The 22432-nt window shown below is 63.6% G+C and carries 12 protein-coding genes, 4 tRNA genes and 4 rRNA genes; 11 read left to right on the top strand and 9 right to left on the bottom strand.

Annotation, left to right across the window (positions count from 1 at the left end; translation table 11 throughout):
- Window positions 1-341 precede the first annotated feature (341 nt).
- From AC3WPZ_RS11360 to AC3WPZ_RS11325, 8 genes are all read right to left on the bottom strand, one after another.
- Window positions 342-417, bottom strand: a tRNA-Ala gene (locus AC3WPZ_RS11360).
- A gap of 27 nt (window positions 418-444) precedes the next feature.
- A tRNA-Ile gene (locus tag AC3WPZ_RS11355) sits at window positions 445-521 on the bottom strand.
- Window positions 522-624: 103 nt separating this feature from the next.
- Window positions 625-2153: ribosomal RNA gene (locus tag AC3WPZ_RS11350) — 16S ribosomal RNA — on the bottom strand.
- Between the two features lie 348 nt (window positions 2154-2501).
- Window positions 2502-2614 (bottom strand): 5S ribosomal RNA (gene rrf, locus AC3WPZ_RS11345).
- A gap of 168 nt (window positions 2615-2782) precedes the next feature.
- Window positions 2783-5661, bottom strand: a 23S ribosomal RNA gene (locus tag AC3WPZ_RS11340).
- Between the two features lie 372 nt (window positions 5662-6033).
- Window positions 6034-6109, bottom strand: a tRNA-Ala gene (locus AC3WPZ_RS11335).
- A gap of 27 nt (window positions 6110-6136) precedes the next feature.
- Window positions 6137-6213 (bottom strand) — tRNA-Ile (locus tag AC3WPZ_RS11330).
- Between the two features lie 103 nt (window positions 6214-6316).
- A 16S ribosomal RNA gene (locus AC3WPZ_RS11325) occupies window positions 6317-7845 on the bottom strand.
- Together the 16S, 23S and 5S rRNA genes with 4 tRNA genes alongside form the textbook arrangement of a ribosomal RNA operon.
- A gap of 557 nt (window positions 7846-8402) precedes the next feature.
- On the opposite strand from AC3WPZ_RS11325, the gene abc-f reads away from it, so the two are divergent.
- Window positions 8403-10301, top strand: coding sequence for a ribosomal protection-like ABC-F family protein (gene abc-f / locus AC3WPZ_RS11320; RefSeq protein WP_492439603.1), 1899 nt, complete (start codon window positions 8403-8405; stop codon window positions 10299-10301).
- 48 nt (window positions 10302-10349) lie between these two features.
- A complete protein-coding gene (locus AC3WPZ_RS11315) occupies window positions 10350-12569 on the top strand; it encodes an ATP-binding protein (RefSeq protein WP_382322987.1) in 2220 nt (739 codons plus the stop codon).
- 13 nt (window positions 12570-12582) lie between these two features.
- Here AC3WPZ_RS11315 and AC3WPZ_RS11310 read toward each other — a convergent pair whose 3' ends face one another.
- Window positions 12583-14001, bottom strand: a complete 1419-nt coding sequence (locus AC3WPZ_RS11310) for an aminotransferase-like domain-containing protein (RefSeq protein ID WP_492436209.1) — start codon at window positions 13999-14001, stop codon at window positions 12583-12585.
- A 143-nt stretch (window positions 14002-14144) separates the two neighbouring features.
- Here AC3WPZ_RS11310 and AC3WPZ_RS11305 point away from each other — a divergent pair, with 143 nt between their 5' ends.
- The 9 genes from AC3WPZ_RS11305 (at window position 14145) to AC3WPZ_RS11265 (ending at window position 22283) form a co-directional block, all read left to right on the top strand.
- Window positions 14145-14759 (top strand): LysE family translocator, encoded by a 615-nt coding sequence (locus tag AC3WPZ_RS11305; RefSeq protein WP_291119826.1) that lies wholly within the window; start codon window positions 14145-14147, stop codon window positions 14757-14759.
- On the top strand, window positions 14756-15700 hold the full coding sequence (locus tag AC3WPZ_RS11300) for a DMT family transporter (protein WP_492436207.1): 945 nt from the start codon (window positions 14756-14758) through the stop codon (window positions 15698-15700). Before AC3WPZ_RS11305 ends, AC3WPZ_RS11300 begins: the two co-directional genes overlap by 4 nt.
- 12 nt (window positions 15701-15712) lie before the next feature.
- The gene (locus AC3WPZ_RS11295; RefSeq protein WP_444688114.1) at window positions 15713-16933 is read left to right on the top strand and encodes an aminotransferase-like domain-containing protein; all 1221 of its coding nucleotides are present in this window, start codon (window positions 15713-15715) and stop codon (window positions 16931-16933) included.
- A 4-nt stretch (window positions 16934-16937) separates the two neighbouring features.
- Entirely contained in the window at window positions 16938-17552 is a 615-nt protein-coding gene (locus tag AC3WPZ_RS11290; protein WP_382322984.1) for a glutathione S-transferase family protein, read from the top strand.
- A 20-nt stretch (window positions 17553-17572) separates the two neighbouring features.
- Window positions 17573-18427 (top strand): PhzF family phenazine biosynthesis protein, encoded by an 855-nt coding sequence (locus AC3WPZ_RS11285; RefSeq protein ID WP_444688113.1) that lies wholly within the window; start codon window positions 17573-17575, stop codon window positions 18425-18427.
- A 15-nt stretch (window positions 18428-18442) separates the two neighbouring features.
- Complete coding sequence (locus tag AC3WPZ_RS11280) at window positions 18443-19138, top strand: VOC family protein (RefSeq protein WP_382322982.1); 696 nt, start codon at window positions 18443-18445, stop codon at window positions 19136-19138.
- Complete coding sequence (locus tag AC3WPZ_RS11275) at window positions 19135-20103, top strand: threonine dehydratase (protein WP_382322981.1); 969 nt, start codon at window positions 19135-19137, stop codon at window positions 20101-20103. The genes AC3WPZ_RS11280 and AC3WPZ_RS11275 overlap by 4 nt, the downstream gene beginning before the upstream one ends.
- A 108-nt stretch (window positions 20104-20211) precedes the next feature.
- Window positions 20212-20913, top strand: coding sequence for a response regulator transcription factor (locus AC3WPZ_RS11270; protein ID WP_382163768.1), 702 nt, complete (start codon window positions 20212-20214; stop codon window positions 20911-20913).
- Window positions 20910-22283 carry a HAMP domain-containing sensor histidine kinase gene (locus AC3WPZ_RS11265; RefSeq protein ID WP_492439600.1) on the top strand — a complete coding sequence of 458 codons (1374 nt, stop codon included), beginning with the start codon at window positions 20910-20912 and terminating at the stop codon, window positions 22281-22283. The genes AC3WPZ_RS11270 and AC3WPZ_RS11265 overlap by 4 nt, the downstream gene beginning before the upstream one ends.
- Window positions 22284-22432: the final 149 nt, after the last annotated feature.

Here is a 22432-nt window from a genome sequence, read left to right as displayed (position 1 = left end):
ACCCAACAAGATACAAAATCACATCAAGCAAATGTCTGTCAGGTCTTTCACCTGACGCGTTATGCCGTTTCAATTCGCATCTTTCGATCAAATTGAATATTCGTTGACGCAATCAAAAAATGTTGCTGATGGCACGGTGCACATGAAACCTTTACGAATATGTGCTTTCCATCAGCAACGCTGATTCGACTCTATGAATTTTTAAAGAACAGCCGTGGCGATCTTGCGATCGCCTGTCAATCGATGGATATCAATCAACATCAAAACATCCTCAACCAGACTGGCCAAGATGCTTTGATGTAGATTTATCAGACAAGAACGTCACCGGAGCAACGTTGTTTTGGTGGAGGATGACGGGATCGAACCGACGACCCCCTGCTTGCAAAGCAGGTGCTCTCCCAGCTGAGCTAATCCCCCAGGATAACTTGCGCTCATTGGAGGGGATGGTGGGTCTGGTTGGTCTCGAACCAACGACCCCCGCCTTATCAAGACGGTGCTCTAACCAACTGAGCTACAGACCCAAGCCGGTCGCTTGATCTCTCCAGGCCTAAGCCCGAATCGCTGGCGACGTCCTTCCAACAACCGATAAGTGTGAGCGTTTGAGCTTGATTGCTCTTTTTCCAGAAAGGAGGTGATCCAGCCGCACCTTCCGATACGGCTACCTTGTTACGACTTCACCCCAGTCACGAACCCCGCCGTGGTAATCGCCCTCCTTGCGGTTAGGCTAACTACTTCTGGCGAGACCCGCTCCCATGGTGTGACGGGCGGTGTGTACAAGACCCGGGAACGTATTCACCGTGACATGCTGATCCACGATTACTAGCGATTCCGACTTCACGCAGTCGAGTTGCAGACTGCGATCCGGACTACGACTGGCTTTATGGGATTAGCTCCCCCTCGCGGGTTGGCAACCCTTTGTACCAGCCATTGTATGACGTGTGTAGCCCCACCTATAAGGGCCATGAGGACTTGACGTCATCCCCACCTTCCTCCGGTTTGTCACCGGCAGTCTCATTAGAGTGCCCTTTCGTAGCAACTAATGACAAGGGTTGCGCTCGTTGCGGGACTTAACCCAACATCTCACGACACGAGCTGACGACAGCCATGCAGCACCTGTGTTACGGCTCTCTTTCGAGCACTAAGCCATCTCTGGCAAATTCCGTACATGTCAAAGGTGGGTAAGGTTTTTCGCGTTGCATCGAATTAAACCACATCATCCACCGCTTGTGCGGGTCCCCGTCAATTCCTTTGAGTTTCAACCTTGCGGCCGTACTCCCCAGGCGGTCAACTTCACGCGTTAGCTTCGTTACTGAGTCAGAAGAGACCCAACAACCAGTTGACATCGTTTAGGGCGTGGACTACCAGGGTATCTAATCCTGTTTGCTCCCCACGCTTTCGTGCATGAGCGTCAGTGCAGGCCCAGGGGATTGCCTTCGCCATCGGTGTTCCTCCGCATATCTACGCATTTCACTGCTACACGCGGAATTCCATCCCCCTCTGCCGCACTCCAGCCTTGCAGTCACAAGCGCAATTCCCAGGTTGAGCCCGGGGATTTCACGCCTGTCTTACAAAACCGCCTGCGCACGCTTTACGCCCAGTAATTCCGATTAACGCTTGCACCCTACGTATTACCGCGGCTGCTGGCACGTAGTTAGCCGGTGCTTATTCTTACGGTACCGTCATGTGCCCCAGGTATTAACCAGAGCCTTTTCGTTCCGTACAAAAGCAGTTTACAACCCGAAGGCCTTCTTCCTGCACGCGGCATTGCTGGATCAGGCTTGCGCCCATTGTCCAAAATTCCCCACTGCTGCCTCCCGTAGGAGTCTGGGCCGTGTCTCAGTCCCAGTGTGGCTGGTCGTCCTCTCAGACCAGCTACAGATCGTCGGCTTGGTGAGCCTTTACCCCACCAACTACCTAATCTGACATCGGCCGCTCCAATCGCGCGAGGCCTTACGGTCCCCCGCTTTCATCCATAGATCGTATGCGGTATTAGCGCAGCTTTCGCTGCGTTATCCCCCACGACTGGGCACGTTCCGATGCATTACTCACCCGTTCGCCACTCGTCAGCACCTTGCGGCCTGTTACCGTTCGACTTGCATGTGTAAAGCATGCCGCCAGCGTTCAATCTGAGCCAGGATCAAACTCTTTAGTTCGATCTTGAAATTACTCATAAAAACGGAATTGAAGTGAACTTCACTTCTATTCTCATGAGCGTTTAAAGTCTTGCGACTTGGACTCTTTCGAGCCCGTTTTCGCAATCGCCTTCAAACGCCCACGCTTATCGGCTGTATGTTTTTAATGATCCTCGCAAACCCAGCGGCTCTCACCACCTTCGTCTGCTTGCTTAGCTGCGATCAGCTGAGCCTCGTATTATGACACAGTTTTTGGTCGTTTTGCAAGAGGCTTGAAAATCTCTTCAACCGAAAACCATACCCTTACACTTATAAATGCCCAAACCCCCAGGTGTCGAAGACACGAGGGGGTTTGGGGGCTGGGTAAGAGCCTGACGATGACCTACTTTCACACGGGAACCCGCACTATCATCGGCGCAAAGGCGTTTCACTGTCCTGTTCGGGATGGGAAGGAGTGGGACCACCTCGCTATGGTCGTCAGGCATAACTTGTTGTTCGGGTTGTGCACACGCACAACCTGAACGAATTCATAGAGCTTCGAATCAGCTATTTTGATTGCTGCCAACGATGGACTCATTGCTGAGCCTTCGGGCATAACATGACTTTTCAGTCGGATGACATTTGACTCTGATGATTTTCATCAAAGTTATAGGGTCAAGCCGCACGAGCAATTAGTATCAGTTAGCTTAACGCATTACTGCGCTTCCACACCTGACCTATCAACGTCCTGGTCTTGAACGACTCTTTAGGGGGCTCAAGGCCCCGGCAGATCTCATCTTGGAACGAGTTTCCCGCTTAGATGCTTTCAGCGGTTATCTCTTCCGCACTTAGCTACCCGGCAATGCCACTGGCGTGACAACCGGTACACCAGAGGTGCGTCCACTCCGGTCCTCTCGTACTAGGAGCAGGCTTCCTCAAATCTGCAGCGCCCACGGAAGATAGGGACCAAACTGTCTCACGACGTTTTAAACCCAGCTCACGTACCTCTTTAAATGGCGAACAGCCATACCCTTGGGACCGGCTACAGCCCCAGGATGAGATGAGCCGACATCGAGGTGCCAAACACCGCCGTCGATATGAACTCTTGGGCGGTATCAGCCTGTTATCCCCAGAGTACCTTTTATCCGTTGAGCGATGGCCCTTCCATACAGAACCACCGGATCACTATGTCCTGCTTTCGCATCTGCTCGACTTGTCAGTCTCGCAGTTAAGCACGCTTATGCCATTGCACTATTAGCACGATGTCCGACCGTACCTAGCGTACCTTCGAACTCCTCCGTTACACTTTGGGAGGAGACCGCCCCAGTCAAACTGCCTACCATGCACTGTCCCCGATCCAGATAATGGACCTAGGTTAGAACCTCAAACACACCAGGGTGGTATTTCAACGTTGGCTCCACAAGATCTAGCGACCCTGCTTCAAAGCCTCCCACCTATCCTACACAGATCTGTTCAAAGTCCAATACAAAGCTACAGTAAAGGTTCATGGGGTCTTTCCGTCTTTCCGCGGGGAGATTGCATCATCACAAACATTTCAACTTCGCTGAGTCTCAGGAGGAGACAGTGTGGCCATCGTTACGCCATTCGTGCAGGTCGGAACTTACCCGACAAGGAATTTCGCTACCTTAGGACCGTTATAGTTACGGCCGCCGTTTACTGGGACTTCGATCAAGAGCTTGCACCCCATCAATTAATCTTCCAGCACCGGGCAGGCGTCACACCCTATACGTCCACTTTCGTGTTTGCAGAGTGCTGTGTTTTTAATAAACAGTCGCAGCCACCAATTTTTTGCAACCCATTCATGCTCAGATGTTCTCATCACATTACTAGGGCACACCTTCTTCCGAAGTTACGGTGTCAATTTGCCGAGTTCCTTCTCCTGAGTTCTCTCAAGCGCCTTAGAATACTCATCTCGCGCACCAGTGTCGGTTTGCGGTACGGTCAATTACAAGCTGAAGCTTAGTGGCTTTTCCTGGGACCTCGTTCAGTTACTTCGCGAGCAAGCTCGCTCGATCGACAGCCTCGGTATATGACACGCGGATTTGCCTACGTGTCGCCTACATCTGTCTAAACCGGCACATCCAACCGCCGGATAACCTATTAAGATCCGTCCCCACATCGCACTTGTAATCGGTACAGGAATATTGACCTGTTTCCCATCAGCTACGCATCTCTGCCTCGCCTTAGGGGCCGACTCACCCTACGCCGATGAACGTTGCGTAGGAAACCTTGCGCTTACGGCGAGGGGGCTTTTCACCCCCTTTAACGCTACTCATGTCAGCATTCGCACTTCTGATACCTCCAGCATCCTTTACAAGACACCTTCACAGGCTTACAGAACGCTCTCCTACCACTTGCAATAAATTGCAAATCCGCAGCTTCGGTAACTGGCTTAGCCCCGTTACATCTTCCGCGCAGGACGACTCGATCAGTGAGCTATTACGCTTTCTTTAAATGATGGCTGCTTCTAAGCCAACATCCTGACTGTTTTAGCCTTCCCACTTCGTTTCCCACTTAGCCAATTTTAGGGACCTTAGCTGGCGGTCTGGGTTGTTTCCCTCTTGAGTCCGGACGTTAGCACCCGGTGCTCTGTCTCCCAAGCTGTACTCATCGGTATTCGGAGTTTGCCTTGGTTTGGTAAGTCGCCATGACCCCCTAGCCAAAACAGTGCTCTACCCCCGACGGTAATACTTGAGGCACTACCTAAATAGTTTTCGGAGAGAACCAGCTATTTCCAAGTTTGTTTAGCCTTTCACCCCTATCCACAGCTCATCCGCTAGTTTTGCAACACTAGTCGGTTCGGACCTCCAGTACCTGTTACGGCACCTTCATCCTGGCCATGGATAGATCACTTGGTTTCGGGTCTACACCCAGCGACTGAATCGCCCTATTCGGACTCGATTTCTCTACGGCTTCCCTATTCGGTTAACCTTGCCACTGAATGTAAGTCGCTGACCCATTATACAAAAGGTACGCAGTCACCCCTTTCGAGGCTCCTACTTTTTGTAAGCACGCGGTTTCAGGATCTATTTCACTCCCCTCCCGGGGTTCTTTTCGCCTTTCCCTCACGGTACTTGTTCACTATCGGTCGATGATGAGTATTTAGCCTTGGAGGATGGTCCCCCCATATTCAGACAGGATTTCTCGTGTCCCGCCCTACTTGTCGTTAGCTCAGTACCACACAGGTCTTTTCACGTACGGGGCTATCACCCGCTATGGCCGCCCTTTCCAAAGCGTTCCGTTAAGTCTTGTGCTATCACTAACAGGCTCTTCCGATTTCGCTCGCCACTACTTTCGGAATCTCGGTTGATGTCTTTTCCTCGAGCTACTGAGATGTTTCAGTTCACCCGGTTCGCCTCGCATGACTATGTATTCATCATGCGATACCTACTGCTAGGTGGGTTTCCCCATTCGGAAATCTCCGGATCAAAGCTAATTTGCCAGCTCCCCGAAGCTTATCGCAGGCTATCACGTCCTTCGTCGCCTATCATCGCCAAGGCATCCACCACGTGCTCTTATTCACTTGACCCTATAACTTTGACATCTCACCAGGTCTCGCAACCCAACAAGATACAAAATCACATCAAGCAAATGTCTGTCAGGTCTTTCACCTGACGCGTTATGCCGTTTCAATTCGCATCTTTCGATCAAATTGAATATTCGTTGACGCAATCAAAAAATGTTGCTGATGGCACGGTGCACATGAAACCTTTACGAATATGTGCTTTCCATCAGCAACGCTGATTCGACTCTATGAATTTTTAAAGAACAGCCGTGGCGATCTTGCGATCGCCTGTCAATCGATGGATATCAATCAACATCAAAACATCCTCAACCAGACTGGCCAAGATGCTTTGATGTAGATTTATCAGACAAGAACGTCACCGGAGCAACGTTGTTTTGGTGGAGGATGACGGGATCGAACCGACGACCCCCTGCTTGCAAAGCAGGTGCTCTCCCAGCTGAGCTAATCCCCCAGGATAACTTGCGCTCATTGGAGGGGATGGTGGGTCTGGTTGGTCTCGAACCAACGACCCCCGCCTTATCAAGACGGTGCTCTAACCAACTGAGCTACAGACCCAAGCCGGTCGCTTGATCTCTCCAGGCCTAAGCCCGAATCGCTGGCGACGTCCTTCCAACAACCGATAAGTGTGAGCGTTTGAGCTTGATTGCTCTTTTTCCAGAAAGGAGGTGATCCAGCCGCACCTTCCGATACGGCTACCTTGTTACGACTTCACCCCAGTCACGAACCCCGCCGTGGTAATCGCCCTCCTTGCGGTTAGGCTAACTACTTCTGGCGAGACCCGCTCCCATGGTGTGACGGGCGGTGTGTACAAGACCCGGGAACGTATTCACCGTGACATGCTGATCCACGATTACTAGCGATTCCGACTTCACGCAGTCGAGTTGCAGACTGCGATCCGGACTACGACTGGCTTTATGGGATTAGCTCCCCCTCGCGGGTTGGCAACCCTTTGTACCAGCCATTGTATGACGTGTGTAGCCCCACCTATAAGGGCCATGAGGACTTGACGTCATCCCCACCTTCCTCCGGTTTGTCACCGGCAGTCTCATTAGAGTGCCCTTTCGTAGCAACTAATGACAAGGGTTGCGCTCGTTGCGGGACTTAACCCAACATCTCACGACACGAGCTGACGACAGCCATGCAGCACCTGTGTTACGGCTCTCTTTCGAGCACTAAGCCATCTCTGGCAAATTCCGTACATGTCAAAGGTGGGTAAGGTTTTTCGCGTTGCATCGAATTAAACCACATCATCCACCGCTTGTGCGGGTCCCCGTCAATTCCTTTGAGTTTCAACCTTGCGGCCGTACTCCCCAGGCGGTCAACTTCACGCGTTAGCTTCGTTACTGAGTCAGAAGAGACCCAACAACCAGTTGACATCGTTTAGGGCGTGGACTACCAGGGTATCTAATCCTGTTTGCTCCCCACGCTTTCGTGCATGAGCGTCAGTGCAGGCCCAGGGGATTGCCTTCGCCATCGGTGTTCCTCCGCATATCTACGCATTTCACTGCTACACGCGGAATTCCATCCCCCTCTGCCGCACTCCAGCCTTGCAGTCACAAGCGCAATTCCCAGGTTGAGCCCGGGGATTTCACGCCTGTCTTACAAAACCGCCTGCGCACGCTTTACGCCCAGTAATTCCGATTAACGCTTGCACCCTACGTATTACCGCGGCTGCTGGCACGTAGTTAGCCGGTGCTTATTCTTACGGTACCGTCATGTGCCCCAGGTATTAACCAGAGCCTTTTCGTTCCGTACAAAAGCAGTTTACAACCCGAAGGCCTTCTTCCTGCACGCGGCATTGCTGGATCAGGCTTGCGCCCATTGTCCAAAATTCCCCACTGCTGCCTCCCGTAGGAGTCTGGGCCGTGTCTCAGTCCCAGTGTGGCTGGTCGTCCTCTCAGACCAGCTACAGATCGTCGGCTTGGTGAGCCTTTACCCCACCAACTACCTAATCTGACATCGGCCGCTCCAATCGCGCGAGGCCTTACGGTCCCCCGCTTTCATCCATAGATCGTATGCGGTATTAGCGCAGCTTTCGCTGCGTTATCCCCCACGACTGGGCACGTTCCGATGCATTACTCACCCGTTCGCCACTCGTCAGCACCTTGCGGCCTGTTACCGTTCGACTTGCATGTGTAAAGCATGCCGCCAGCGTTCAATCTGAGCCAGGATCAAACTCTTTAGTTCGATCTTGAAATTACTCATAAAAACGGAATTGAAGTGAACTTCACTTCTATTCTCATGAGCGTTTAAAGTCTTGCGACTTGGACTCTTTCGAGCCCGTTTTCGCAATCGCCTTCAAACGCCCACGCTTATCGGCTGTATGTTTTTAATGATCCTCGCAAACCCAGCGGCTCTCACCACCTTCGTCTGCTTGCTTAGCTGCGATCAGCTGAGCCTCGTATTATGACACAGTTTTTGGCGTCTTGTCAAAAAGTTTGATTTTTTATCTCGCTTTTTGCACCGCCTTGGCTGCATCTCCTTCACCGCTTTTCTTTGCCTTCCGAAGAAGTCTTTGTGAGCAGCGAAGCCTTGCAGTATACGACAGTTTTTGGGCTTTCGTCAAAGCCTCGCAAAAAACTTTCGCGCAAGGCCTCTCGGTATCGCCACGCTTCGGCAGGAGCGCCGCGCATCCACCCCTATATATAGAAGAGGTGCGTCCAGCGCCACCACGGAGCCCCCCGCTCGCTCGCACGGCTTGGGCGCGCACGGATAATCAAGACTCCTTTCGACTCGGACTTTTCATGGCACTCATCACTCTGCAGGACGCGCAACTGGCCTTTGGCCACGTGGCTCTGCTCGACCACACCGACTTCGCGCTCGAGGCGCAGGAGCGGGTCGGTCTCATCGGACGCAACGGCACCGGCAAATCGTCGCTGCTGAAGATCCTGGCGTCCCTGGAAAAGGCCGATGACGGCACGCTGCAGGTGCAGACCGGTCTGCGCATTGCCTATGTGCCGCAAGAACCGGTGCTGGATCTGCAGTCGTCGGTGTTCGAGGCCGCCAGCGTGGGTCTGGCCGATGCGCGCGCTGCGCGGGATCTCTATTTGAGTGGCGCAGACGGGCTGGACCTCGATGCGCTGCAGAACCGCATCGAGGCCCTGGACGCCTGGAACTGGGAGCAACGGGTGGAGGAAACCCTGCACCGGCTTCACCTGGACGGCGCGGTGCGCGTGGGCGAACTCTCGGGCGGCAACAAGAAGCGCGTGGCCCTGGCCCAGGCGCTGGTGAGCCGCCCCGACGTCCTGCTGCTGGACGAGCCAACCAACCACCTGGACCTGGACAGCATCACCTGGCTGGAAGACCTGCTGCTGGAGTACAAGGGCAGCGTCGTCACGATCAGCCACGACCGGGCCTTTCTGGACCGCGTGGCCACACGCATGGTCGAACTCGATCGCGGCCGGCTGCTCAGCTATCCCGGCAACTTCGCGCAGTACCAGCTGCTCAAGGAAGAGCAGATGGCACAGGAAGCGGTGATCAACGCCCGTGCGGACAAGCTGCTGGCACAGGAAGAGGTGTGGATCCGCAAGGGTGTGGAAGCGCGGCGCACGCGGGCTCAAGGGCGCATCACCCGGCTGGAGCGCCTGCGCGAGCAGCGCGCGCAGCGGCGCGACGCGGTGGGCAGCGTGAAGCTGGAGGTGGCCAGTGGCAACGCCAGCGGCAAGATCGTGGCGGAGCTGGAGAAGGTCACGCAGACGTTCGCGACCGCAGACGGCGGCCAGCGCACCGTGATCCGGGACTTTTCGGCCACCATCCTGCGCGGCGACAAGATCGGCCTGATCGGCCCGAATGGCGCGGGCAAGACCACTTTGCTCAAGATCATTCTGGGTGAACTGATCCCCACCAGCGGCACCGTGCGCCAGGGCAGCAAGATCAGCGTGGCCTATTTCGACCAGATGCGCGACCAGCTCGATCTGGACGCGACACTCGAAGACTTCATCAGCCCGGGCAGCGAGTGGATCGAGATCGGCAACAAGCGCACCCATGTGAAGAGCTACCTCAGCGACTTCCTGTTCTCGCCCGCGCGGGCCAACGCCCCGGTCCGCACGCTCTCGGGCGGCGAGCGCAACCGCCTGCTGCTGGCGCGGTTGTTCGCGCGGCCGGCCAACGTGCTGGTGCTCGACGAGCCCACCAACGACCTGGACATCGACACGCTGGAGCTGCTGGAAGACCTGCTGCAGCAGTACGAAGGCACGGTGTTCCTGGTCAGCCACGACCGGCGCTTCCTGGACAACGTGGTCACCAGCACCCTGGTGTTCGAGGGTGAAGGGCGCTGGCGCGAGTACGTGGGGGACGTGCAGGACTGGCTGACCCAGTCGGCGCGGTCGGCCGCCCTGCAGCGCGAGCGCGAGGCGTCCACCCCGCCGCCGGCCGCCCCGGCCGCCAAACCGGCCAGTTCGGCGCCCGCACCAGCACCCGCCAAGAAAAAGCTAAGCTACAAGGAACAGCGGGAGTTCGACGCGCTGCCTCAGCTGATCGCGGCCCTGGAGGCCGAACAAGCCACCATTGGCAAGGACCTGGAGAATGGCCAACTATTTCACAGCGATCCCACCCGCGCGGCTCAACTTGGCGCCCGACATGCCGAAGTCGAGGGGGAATGGCTTCAGGCGCTGGAGCGCTGGGAAGCGCTTGGCGGCAGCTGAGGGCCCGGCACGGGAACCCTAGGCCTTCGCACCACCTCACACACGCCCATGACGCCCGATCGTCTCGCCTTTGACTTGCAACGCACGCTGGACGAGCTTCAGCAGGAGCGCGAGCGCACGCAAAGGTTGCAGGGCGAACTGGAACACCAAAGCCGCGAGCTCGACCGCCTGCGCAGCACCGCGCACCGCGAATCCAACAGCCGCCTGCTGGCCGAGGAGGCGCTGGACGAAGCGCGCGACCGCCTGCAACTCGCGGTAGATGCCGCCGGCCTGGCACTGTGGGACTGGCAACTGCCCGCCACCCAGGTGTTCCTGACGGCGCGCTGGGGCGAACTGCTCGGCGACATCGCCGCCGACGGCTACTGGGAGGCGATCGACCTGCGCGCGCGCCTGCACCCCGACGACATCGAGCCGCTGCGCGTGCAGGTGATGGCCTTGCTCGAAGGCCGCAGCCAGCGCGCCGTGGTGCAGCACCGGGTGCGCGCCTCCGAAGGCTGGCGCTGGGTCGAAACGCACGCCATGGTCGCCGAGCACGACAGCAAGGGCCAGCCCCTGCGGCTCATGGGCACCCTGGCCGACATCGGCGAGCGCAAGCGCATCGAGCAGGATGGCGAGCGCGCCCGCGAATTGACCGAACAGGCCAGCCGGGCCAAGAGCGAATTCCTGGCCAACATCAGCCACGAGGTGCGCACGCCCCTCAACGCGTTCATGGGCCTCACGCGCATGCTGATGGATTCGCCGCTCAATGGGGACCAGTCCAGCTGGCTGGCGCTGATGGACAACTCGGCGCACGAGTTGCTGGACCTGCTCAACAACCTGCTGGATCTCTCCCGCATCGAAGCCGGCCAGTTCGACATCGAGAACGTGCGCTTCGACCTGCACCAGGCCCTGGAACAGGCCATCGTGCCGTACGCCGAGCAGGCGGGCGAACAGGCTTTGGACTTCCGCTTCGAACTGCCACCGACCCTGCCCCAATGGGTGATGGGCGATGCGGTGCGCCTGCGCCAGGTGCTGAACCACCTGCTCTCCAACGCGCTCAAGTTCACGCCCCGCGGCGGCCGGATCGAGGTGCGCATCCAGCCGATCGAGCCCGCGGGCCAGGCCCCGAAGCGGCTGCAGCTGCAGGTCCGCGACAGCGGCGTGGGCATCGCGCGCGAACACCACGCCACCGTCTTCGACGCCTTCACGCAGGCCGACGCCTCCACCGCGCGCCCCTATGGCGGCAGTGGCCTGGGTCTGGCGATCTGCGCGCAGCTGGCCCGGCTCATGGGCGGCGAGATCGACCTGCAGAGCGACCCCGGCGAAGGCAGCACCTTCACCCTGACCCTGCCCTTGCGCGAGCTGGACCAGAGCCCGCTCAGCGCCTCGGCCGAGCTGCAGGAAGTCGCGCAGGCCGGTGCCCGCTATGTCGGCCTGGTGGTGCTGCTGGCCGAAGACCACCCGGTCAACGAACTGATGATGCGGCAGTTGCTGCTGCGCCTGGGCTGCATCGTGCGCGTGGCGCGCGGTGGCGTGCACGCCATCGCCCAATGGGAACAGGGCGGCATCGACCTGGTGCTGATGGACGTGCAGATGCCTGGCATGAGCGGCCTGCAGGCCACGCACGAGATCCGCGACATCGAGACCCGCCGCAAGCTGCCCCGCACGCCCATCGTGGCCGTGACGGCCAATGCCATGCCGGGCGACCGCGAAGCCTGCCTGGCCGCCGGCATGGATGGCTATACCGCCAAGCCGGTCAGCCCGCAGGCGCTCATCAAGGAAATGGACCGGGTGCTGAAGCTCGACGACGGCCTGGCCGAGCCCGAGCAAGCCCCGGCCACACCCGCACCGGCCCCGGTGACCATCCCCGCCCCCGTCGTCCCCAGCGCCGTGTCGGGCTCGCGCGCCGCCGCCACGCACCTGGAGGCGCTGGACGTCGAGAAACTGCTGCGCCGCCTGGATGGCGACGAAGAGACGCTGGGGCAACTGGCCCAGGCCATGCGCGCCGACCTGGCTTCGCGCCAGAGCGAATTGCAGAAGGCGCTTCAGACACGCGATTCGGCCGCGGCCGTGGCCCACGCGCACGGCCTCAAGGGCTCGCTGGGCAGCATGACCGCCGAGCGTGGCGCGCGCCTGGCCAAGGGCCTGGAGCTGGCCGCCCGGTCGGGCGACTGGCACTTGTTCGCGCGCGCCCTGCCCTTGATGCAGGCCGAAGCGCGCCAGATCGACCGCGCGCTGGCGGACATCCTGCAGGCGCGCGGCCGCGACCTGTTCGACACCAAGCTCTAGCCAGCCCCAGGGCTCAGCCCGAGGCCTTCAGGCGCGAGAACACACGCCAGAACGCCGCGTCCTGCGTGGTCGTGAAGTTGATGCGCATGAGGGTGCTGGGCGCCCGCGCGGCATGGAACAGCGCACCGGGCGCGATCAGGTAGCCCTCGTCCAGCATGCGCTGCGCCAGCGCGTCGGTGTCCACCCCGGTGTCGACCCAGCCGAACAGCCCCACCGGCTCGGCCGCGAAGCTGCAGCCCGCGCCCAGCGCCAGCTTCACGCTGCGCGCCCGCGCGGCATCGAGCCGGGTGCGGATGCGCTCGGCGTGGCGGCGCAACTGGCCTTGCTCGATGCACAGCGCCAGCGCCCTTTCCAGCAAGGAGGGTGTGGTCAGCGTGGACAGCAGCTTGGTGTCGAGCAGCGGCTCCACCAGCGCCGGCGGCGCGGCCAGGTAACCGATGCGCCAGTTGGGCGCGAGGATCTTGGCGAAGCCGCTCACGTAGATGGTGCGCTGCAGGCCGTCGAGCGCGGTCAGGCGCGTGGCGTGTTCGGGCGCGATGTGGCTGTAGGTGTCGTCCTCGACGATGTGGAAGTTGTGCCGGTTGGCCAGCTGCAGCAGGCGGTGCGCGCTGCCGGGCGACAGGCAGTAACCGGTCGGGTTGTGGAACACGCTCACGCTCACGTACAGCTTGGGCTGGTGCACCTCGCAGTACTTCGCCATCACCTCCAGGTCGGGCCCGTCGGCGCGGCGCGGCACCGGCAGGATGCGCATGCCCAGCGCGGCCAGCCGCGCGAACTCCACCGCCCAGCCGGGCTCCTCCACCATCACCGGATCGCCCGCGCGCAGCAGCGTGCGGCTCACGATGTCCAGCGCGTGTGTGGCGCCCACGGTGGTGATGATGTGCTCGGCATCGGCGTGCACGTTGAGCGAGGCCAGCTTCTGCGACAACACCCGGCGCAGGCTGCTGTCGCCCATCGGCTCGCCGTATTGAAGCGAGAAGTCCTGCAAGGCGCGCGTGCCGGTGACCTTGCGCACGGCGGCCGGCATGAAGGTCGACTCCAGCCAGTCGGGCGGGAACACGCCCATGCCCGGGTGCGGCTTGTTGCTGACCTTGTGGAACATGCCGCGGATCAGCGCCGTCGCGTTGATGGGCGACGCTCCGCCGCCGGCCCTCGCGGCAGCGGCCTTGGTTTCGCTCGACTGACCGTCGGCGCGCGGCGTGGGCATTTCGCGCACGAAGAAGCCCCGGTTCTTGCGCGCCTGCACCAGGCCTTGCGCGAGCAGCTGGTCGTAGGCGGCCACCACGGTGGAGGGGCTCACGCCGTGCTGCAGCGCGCACTGGCGCACCGAGGGCAGGCGCGCACCGGGCGCCAGCAGGCGGCTGCGGATGCGGTCGGCGAAGCGCACGGCGAGCTGCTCGGTCAGGGATTGTGCGGGGGTCTTCATCAGCATGTCGGGGGCATCCTTCCAGCGCCTGTACTGTCGCATCGACCAATACAGACTCGCAACTGCGCCGGTCAACTGTATTGGTTGTGTACTGGCGCAAAAGCGTACATTGAACCTCCCGTGTTGACAAGCCCATCCCTCCGATCTTCATGAGCGCCACCGAGCTGACCGCCCTGCTGCTGTTCTGCACCGCGATGAGTTTTTCGCCGGGGCCAAACACCACGCTGTCCACCGCCCTCGCGGCCAACCTGGGCCTGCGGCGCGCCCTGCGCTTCTGCTTCGCGGTGCCCACCGGCTGGACGCTGCTCATGCTGGCCTGCGGCCTCGGCCTGGGCGCGCTGGTGCTGGGTGTGCCGGCGCTGCGCTGGGGCGTGAAGCTGCTGGGCGTGGCCTACATGCTGTGGCTGGCCTGGAAACTGGCGGGCGCCTCCAAGCTCTCCGAGGTCGACGCCTCGCGCCTGAACGTCAGCTTCCTGCAGGGCGTGGGCCTGCAGTTCCTCAACATCAAGGCCTGGATGCTGGCGCTCACGCTCACCGCCGGCTGGGTGGTCAACGCCGCCGGGCAGCCCGCGCCCAACCCGGGCCAGCGGCTGGCCATCATCTGCGTGGTGATGGTGTTCTTCGCCTTCACCAGCAACCTCACCTACGCGGTCGCCGGCTCGCTGCTGCGCCAGTGGCTCACGCAGGGCACGCGCCTGGTCTGGTTCAACCGCGTGCTGGCCGCCGTGCTGGTGGCCACCGCCCTCTGGATGCTCACTGTATGACCACCCACAGCCTGCCCGCACCGCGCTGGATCGACCGGCCTGCCAACAAGGGGCTGATGCTCGGCCTGCTGGGCGTGGTGATCTTCGCGCTCACCCTGCCCATGACGCGGCTGGCCGTGGGCTCGGTCGATGCGCCCCAGATGTCCGGCGTGTTCGTCGCGCTGGGCCGCGCCGTGGTGGCGGCCCTGCTGTCGATCGCCTTCCTGGTCGCCACGCGCGCGCCGCTGCCGCACCGCGAAGACCTGCTGCCGCTGGCCATCACCTCGGCCGGGGTGGTGTTCGGTTTTCCGCTGTTCACCTCGGTGGCCATGCGCTATGTGGAAGCGGTGCACGCCAGCGTGATCGTGGGTGTGCTGCCGCTGGCCACGGCGGCGGTGGGCGCGCTGCTGCACCGCCAGCGGCCCTCCGTCGGCTTCTGGGCCTGCGCCGCCCTGGGCAGCGCGCTGGTGGTGGGCTTTGCGGTGCTGCGCTCGGGCAGTGCCGGCCTCACACTGCATCCGGCCGATGCGCTGCTGCTCGCCGCCATGCTGTGCGCCGCCGTGGGATATGCGTACGGCGCGCGCCTGTCGCAGCGCATGCGCGCCGAACACGTCATCTGCTGGGCCCTGGTGATCGCCCTGCCACTCACCCTGCCCCTGGCCACCCTGACCCGGCCGCAGGCGGTGCTGCAGGCCTCGGCCTGGTGGGGCTTCGCCTACACCGCCGTGTTCTCGATGTGGATCGGTTTCTTCGCCTGGTACCGCGGCCTGGCCCTGGGCGGCACGGTGCGCGTGAGCCAGGTGCAGCTGGTGCAGCCTTTTCTCGGCATGCTGTTCGCCGTGCCCTTGCTCGGCGAACGGCTCGACGCCGTCTCGCTGGGTTTTGCGATCGCGGTGATCGCCACCGTCTTCATTGGAAAGAAAATGCCGGTACACGCCAGCGCGCCCACCGAACACGTTTGAACGGAGACCTTCATGAAACCCAACGACCTGCCCACCACGCCCACCACCGCCATGCCCTGGACGCTGGCCCGCCGCGCCGCGCGCATGAACCCCTCGGTGATCCGCGAGATCCTCAAGGTCACGGAGAAGCCCGGCATCATCAGTTTCGCCGGCGGCCTGCCCTCGCCCAAGACCTTCCCGGTGAGCGCGTTCGCCGACGCCTGCGCCAAGGTGCTGCGCGAAGACGGCCTGGCGGCCTTGCAATACTCGGCCAGCGAAGGCTACGGCCCGCTGTGCGAGGCCGTGGCGGCGCAACTGCCCTGGGAAGTGGATCCGGCCCAAGTGCTCATCACCACCGGCAGCCAGCAGGGCCTGGACCTGGTGGCCAAGGTGCTGATCGACACCGACAGCCGCGTGCTGGTGGAAACGCCCACCTACCTTGGCGCGCTGCAGGCCTTCACCCCCATGGAGCCCATCATCGAAGCCGTGGCCAGCGACGCCGAGGGCGTCGACGTGGGTGACCTCGAACGCCGGGTGGGCAGCGGCGCGAACCGCGCGCGTTTCCTCTACGTGCTGCCCAACTTCCAGAACCCCACCGGCCGCAGCATGAGCGAGGCCCGCCGCGCCGCGCTGGTGGCCAGCGCGGCCGCGCACGGCCTGCCGATCGTGGAAGACAACCCGTATGGCGACCTCTGGTTCGACGCGCCGCCGCCGCTGCCGCTGAGCGCGCGCAACCCCGACGGCTGCATCTACCTGGGTTCTTTCTCCAAGGTGCTCGCGCCCGGCCTGCGGCTGGGTTTCATCGTCGCGCCCAAGGCGGTCTTCCCCAAGCTGCTGCAAGCCAAGCAGGCAGCCGACCTGCACAGCCCCGGCTTCAACCAGCGCATGGTGGCCGAGGTGCTCAAGGACGGTTTCCTGGACCGCCATGTGCCCACCATCCGCGCGCTCTACAAGAGCCAGTGCGCGGCCATGCTGGCCAGTCTGGCGCAGGAGATGCAGGGCCTGGACGTGCAGTGGAACTCGCCCGACGGCGGCATGTTCCTCTGGGTGCGCCTGCCCGAAGGCATGAACGCCATCGACCTGCTGCCACGCGCGGTGGACAAGGGCGTGGCCTTCGTGCCCGGCGCCGCGTTCTACGCCGACGAACCCGATCCACGCAGCCTGCGCCTGAGTTTCGTCACCGCCAGCGTGGAGCAGATCCGCATCGGCATCACCGCGCTGGCCCAGGCCATTCGCGAACAACCGAAGGCCTGAGCCCATGCTGCAGCTGTGGGGCCGGCTGAGCTCGATCAACGTGCGCAAGGTCGTGCTGTGCGCGCAGGTGCTCGGCCTCGACCTGCCGCGCACCGACGCCGGCCTGGCCCACGGCGTCGTGGACACGCCCGGCTACCGCGCGCGCAACCCCAACGGCCTGGTGCCGCTGCTGCAGGACGGCGACTTCACGCTCTGGGAATCGAACGCCATCGTGCGTTACCTGTGCGCGCGCGAGAACCGGCTCTACCCGAGCGATCTGCGACAACGCTTCGATGCCGAGCGCTGGATGGACTGGCAGCAGACCACGCTCAACCCCGCGGGCAGCCCGGGCTTCAAGCAGTGGATCCGCACACCGGCCGCGCAGCGCAACGCCCAGGTGATCGCGCAATCGGTCGCCGCCACCGAGCCGCTGTTCGCCCTGCTCGACGAGCACCTGTCGCGCCAGGCCTTCATGGCCGGCGATGCGCTCACCATGGCCGACATCCCCATCGCCTGCGAAGTGCACCGCTGGTGGGGCCTGCCGCAGCCGCGCCCCGCGTGGCCGCACCTCGAACGCTGGTACGCCGGCTGGCTGGCCCGGCCCGCGAGCCGCGGCGTGCTCGACCTGCCCCTGTCCTGACGAACCCGGAGAACCTTCCCATGGCCCAACGCCCCTTCAAGCAAGTCGACGTGTTCACCGAAACACCCTACCGCGGCAACCCGCTGGCCGTGGTGCTCGACGGCACCGGCCTGAGCACCGAGGCCATGCAGCAGTTCACCGACTGGACCAACCTCTCGGAGTGCACCTTCGTGCTGCCGCCCACCGACGAAGGCCACGCGGCCGGTGCCGACTACCGCGTGCGCATCTTCTGCCCCGGCCGGGAACTGCCTTTCGCGGGCCACCCCACGCTGGGCACCTGCCACGCCTGGCTGCAGGCCGGCGGCCAGCCCCGGGCCCAAGCCCACGTGGTGCAGGAATGCGGCGTGGGCCTGGTGCGCATCCGGCGCGATGGCCAGCGCCTCGCGTTTGCCGCGCCGCCGCTGCGGCGCAGCGGCCCGCTCGACGAGGCCGACGTGGCCCTGATCGCGCGCGGCCTGGGCCTGGCGCGCGATGAGATCGTGGCGCACGCCTGGTGCGAGAACGGCCCACCCTGGCGCGGCGTGATGCTGCGCTCGGCCGAGCAGGTGCTCGCGGTGCGGCCCGATGCGCAGGTGCTCGCCGGGCTGGAGATCGGCCTCGTCGGCCCGCAACCCGCCGGCTCGGACACCGCCTTCGAGGTGCGCGCCTTCTTCCACGGCCACCAGACGCTGAGCGAAGACCCGGTGACCGGCAGCCTCAACGCCGCCGTGGCGCAATGGCTGATCGGCGCGGGCATGGCGCCACCGGACTACGTCGCCGCGCAAGGCACGGCCATGGCGCGCGCCGGGCGCGTGCACATCCACCGCGACGCCGAAGGCACCATCTGGGTCGGCGGCGCCTCCGTCACCTGCATCGACGGCGAGGTGACGCTGTGACCTCCGGGAGAGACCATGGCTGAGCCCCGGGCGCAGATCGACCACCTGGTGGTGGCCGCGCGCACGCTCGACGAGGGCGTGGCCTGGTGCGAAGCCACGCTGGGCGTCACGCCCGGCCCGGGCGGGGAACACCCGCTGTTCGGCACCCACAACCGCCTGCTTCGGCTCGACGGGGATGAGGCACCCGAGGCCTACCTGGAGGTCATCGCCATCGACCCGCGCGCCACGCCCGGCCGCGCACCGGGCCAGCGCCGCTGGTTCGACCTCGACGACCCCGCGCTCCAACAGCGCCTGCAGCGCCAGGGGCCGCAACTGGTGCACTGGGTGGCGCGCGTCGCCGACATCGATGCCGCCCTCGCGGCGCTGCGCGCCATCGGCATCCAGCGCGGCCCGGTCGTCAGCGCCTCGCGCCAGACACCGCAGGGCCTGCTGCAATGGCGCATCAGCGTGCGCGACGACGGCCAACGCCTCTTCAACGGCGCGCTGCCCACGCTGATCCAGTGGAGCGGCACCCACCCCACGCGGCACATGCCCGCCAGCGGCGTGGCGCTGCGCCGCCTGCACCTGCGCCACGCGGGCGCCGCCGGGCTGCGCGCAGCCTTGCAGGCCGTGGGCCTGCCGGGCATCACCGTGAGCGACGGTCCGGCCGGCCTCGCGGCCGAGCTCGACACCCCGGCCCACGGCCGGCTCAGCCTGCTGTCCCCGCCATGAACCACCTGCTGCCCACCCTGCACGACATCGAGGCCGCCGCGCAGGTGGTCTACCGCGAGTTCGGCCCCACACCACAGTACCGCTGGGCCACGCTCAGCGCGCGCCTGGGCACCGACTGCTGGGTCAAGCACGAGAACCACACACCGGCGGGCGCGTTCAAGATCCGCGGCGGGCTGACCTACTTCGACCAGCTCAAGGCGCGCGGCGAGCTGCCGCGCGAGGTCATCAGCGCCACGCGCGGCAACCACGGCCAGAGCATCGGCTGGGCCGCGCGCGCGCATGGCGTGGCCTGCACCATCGTCGTGCCGCGCGGCAACTCGGTGGAGAAAAACGCCGCCATGCGCGCGCTCGGCGTCACGCTGATCGAACACGGCGACGACTTCCAGGCCAGCCGCGAGCACGCCATGGAGCTCGCCGCTGCACGCGGCGCGCACATGGTGCCAAGCTTCCACCCCGATCTGCTGCGGGGCGTGAGCACCTATTGGTGGGAATTCTTTCGCGCCGTGCCGGCGCTCGACATCGTCTACGTACCGATCGGCCAGGGATCGGGCGCGTGCTCGGCGATCGCCGCCAAGCTGGCGCTGCGGCACCCCGTGCGCATCGTCGGCGTGGTCAGCGCCCACGCCACCACCTACGCGGTTTCACTGGCCGAAGGCCGGGTGGTCGAAGCGCCCGTGACCACCACACTGGCCGATGGCATGGCCTGCCGCGTGGCCGACGCCGCCGCGCTCGAGGTGCTGCGGCCGCACCTGGAGCGAATCGTGCAGGTCAGCGACGCGGAAGTCGCGCAGGCCATGCGCATGCTGTTCGCCGACACCCACAACGTGGCCGAAGGCGCGGGCGCCGCCAGCTTCGCCGCCGCCTGGCAGGAGCGCGCCGCGCTCCCGGGCCAGGTGGTGGGCACCACCCTGAGCGGTGGCAACGTGGACAGCGCGGTGCTGGCCGGTGTCCTGGCCGAGGGCTGAATCTCGCGCGGCGGCGGATCAAGCAGAATGGGCACCCGGCAAAAAACGCGGAGTGCAACGCATGTTCGATCTGAGTGAAAGGGCGCAGGCCTGATGGAAGCCACCGTGATGTGGCGCTGCCTGGTGGTGGAAGACGACGCGGACAACGCGCGCTACATCGCCAATGGTTTCCGCGCGCTCGGCCACGTGGTCGTGATCTGCCGCGACGGCATGGAAGCGCTCGGCCGGGCCACCAGCGAGCAGTGGGACCTGATCATCCTGGACCGCATGCTGCCCAACGAGGTGGACGGCCTCTCGATCCTCGCGACCCTGCGCGGCCTGGGCAAGAAGACACCCGTGCTGGTGCTCAGCGCGCTCAGCGCCCTGGACGAACGCGTGCGCGGGCTCAAGGCGGGGGGCGACGACTATCTGACCAAACCCTTCGCCTTCTCCGAACTCGCCGCGCGGGCCGAGGCCCTGGTGCGGCGCTCGCGGCCGGGCCCGGCGATCCGCACGCTGCAGGTGGCCGATCTCAAGCTCGATCTCGCGAGCCGCCATGTCGAGCGCGGCGGCCGGCCGGTGGCGCTGCAGCCGCGCGAGTTCCGCCTGCTCGCCTACCTGATGAGCCATCCCGGCCAAGTGCTGACCCGCACCATGCTGCTCGAAGCCGTGTGGGACTACCAGTTCGATCCGCAGACCAACGTGATCGATGTGCAGGTCAGCCGGCTGCGCGGCAAGCTCGATGCGGGCGGTGCGCCGCCGCTGATCCACACCGTGCGCGGCATCGGCTACCGCATCGCCGCCGCCGACGACCCAGACCGCGCCGGATGATCGCCAAGCTGGGTGGGCTCTGGCGCTCGGTCGGTTTTCGCCTGGCGTTCTCCTACGGTTTCCTGGTCGCCGTCACCATGCTGGCCGCCCTGGCCATCGTCTACCTGCAGACCGTCGGCGTGCTGCACCAGCGCATGGCGCGGCAGGTCGGCCTGTCGGCGCAGCAGCTGATGGCGGACATGAACGAGGGCGGCACCGCGGCCGCGGCCGCAGCCATCACCCGGGCGCTGACCGACGGCCGCGACTCCGACAGCGAGATCTACCTGCTGACCGACCGCGAGGGCCACCGGCTCGCGGGCAACCTCGACCGCGCGCCCGACGCCGCCGCGAACACCGGGCCGACCCAGCGGCGCGTGGAGCGCGACGGGCGCAGCGTGAACGCCTACCTGGTCACGCGCACCCTGCCCGACGGCGGCGTGCTGGTGGTCGGGCAGGACCTGCGGGACCAGGAGCTGATCGAGTCCCTGGTGGCGAGCGCGAGCGCGGCCGCCGGCATCGTGGCCGTGCTGCTGCTGATCGGCGGCACCTTCGTGTTCCGCCAGGAACTCGAGCGCAGCGTGAGCGCGGTGCGCCTCACCGCGAAGCGCATCGCCACGGCCGGCGAGTTGCGCGAGCGCGTCGCGGAGTCGGGCGCGGACGATGAGTTCGCGCTGCTCAACCGCGAGATCAACACCATGCTCGACCGCATCGAGTCGCTGATGGACGGCGTGCGCCACGTCTCCAACACCATCGCGCACAACCTGCGCACGCCGCTCACGCGCATCCTGGTGCGCCTGCGCCACGCGGAGCAGGCCGACACCGATCCGGCGCAACGCCGCGAGGCCATCGGCGCGGCCATCCGCGAGATCGAAGAGCTGACGCTGGTGTTCGAGAAACTGCTGCAGATCGCCGAGGCCGAGGCCGGCGCGCGGCGCCGCAGCTTCACGCCGGTGGCGCTCGACGTGGTCGCCGCCGACGTGGTGGAACTCTACGAGGCCGTTGCCGAGGCCCAGGACGCCGTGCTGCGGCACGAACCGGCCGACGAGGTGCAACTGCCCGGCGACCGCGACCTGCTGGCCGGCGCGCTGGCCAACCTGCTCGACAACGCGCTCAAGTACGCCGGCCCGGGTGCGGTGATCCAGGTGGGCACGCAGGAGCTGCCCGATGGCGTGCGGCTCAGCGTGCAGGACAACGGCCCCGGTGTGCCCGATGCCGAACTCGCGCGCCTGGGCACGCGCTTTCACCGCCTGCACCCGGACGACGCGCCGGGGCATGGCCTGGGCTTGGCCAGCGTGCAGGCGGTGGTGGCCCTGCACGGCGGGCGCCTGCATTTCGAGAACGCGGCACCGGGCCTGCGCGCCGTCATCGAACTGCCGCGACCCAACCGCTGACGCGGCACCGCGACGGCCGCGGCCCACATTGCCAAATGGCAATGTTTTGGTCACCCACACACCCCCACGGTCTTCTTACCATCGCGCGGCGCACGTCTTGTGCCCTCGCCGAGCCCTGTGCAGGAGCCGGCGATCAACGCCATTTCAGG

The sequence above is a fragment of the Hydrogenophaga sp. FW305-3-2-15-A-LB1 genome (assembly GCF_058787875.1).
This window is presented reverse-complemented; position numbering and strand designations above follow the sequence as displayed.

Excerpts from the sequence above, each read along its gene's own strand:
- abc-f (WP_492439603.1), top strand. The coding sequence starts at position 8,403 with ATGGCACTCATCACTCTGCAGGACGCGCAACTGGCCTTTGGCCACGTG.
- AC3WPZ_RS11315 (WP_382322987.1), top strand. The coding sequence starts at position 10,350 with ATGACGCCCGATCGTCTCGCCTTTGACTTGCAACGCACGCTGGACGAG.
- AC3WPZ_RS11310 (WP_492436209.1), bottom strand. The coding sequence starts at position 14,001 with ATGCTGATGAAGACCCCCGCACAATCCCTGACCGAGCAGCTCGCCGTG.
- AC3WPZ_RS11305 (WP_291119826.1), top strand. The coding sequence starts at position 14,145 with ATGAGCGCCACCGAGCTGACCGCCCTGCTGCTGTTCTGCACCGCGATG.
- AC3WPZ_RS11300 (WP_492436207.1), top strand. The coding sequence starts at position 14,756 with ATGACCACCCACAGCCTGCCCGCACCGCGCTGGATCGACCGGCCTGCC.
- AC3WPZ_RS11295 (WP_444688114.1), top strand. The coding sequence starts at position 15,713 with ATGAAACCCAACGACCTGCCCACCACGCCCACCACCGCCATGCCCTGG.
- AC3WPZ_RS11290 (WP_382322984.1), top strand. The coding sequence starts at position 16,938 with ATGCTGCAGCTGTGGGGCCGGCTGAGCTCGATCAACGTGCGCAAGGTC.
- AC3WPZ_RS11285 (WP_444688113.1), top strand. The coding sequence starts at position 17,573 with ATGGCCCAACGCCCCTTCAAGCAAGTCGACGTGTTCACCGAAACACCC.
- AC3WPZ_RS11280 (WP_382322982.1), top strand. The coding sequence starts at position 18,443 with ATGGCTGAGCCCCGGGCGCAGATCGACCACCTGGTGGTGGCCGCGCGC.
- AC3WPZ_RS11275 (WP_382322981.1), top strand. The coding sequence starts at position 19,135 with ATGAACCACCTGCTGCCCACCCTGCACGACATCGAGGCCGCCGCGCAG.
- AC3WPZ_RS11270 (WP_382163768.1), top strand. The coding sequence starts at position 20,212 with ATGTGGCGCTGCCTGGTGGTGGAAGACGACGCGGACAACGCGCGCTAC.
- AC3WPZ_RS11265 (WP_492439600.1), top strand. The coding sequence starts at position 20,910 with ATGATCGCCAAGCTGGGTGGGCTCTGGCGCTCGGTCGGTTTTCGCCTG.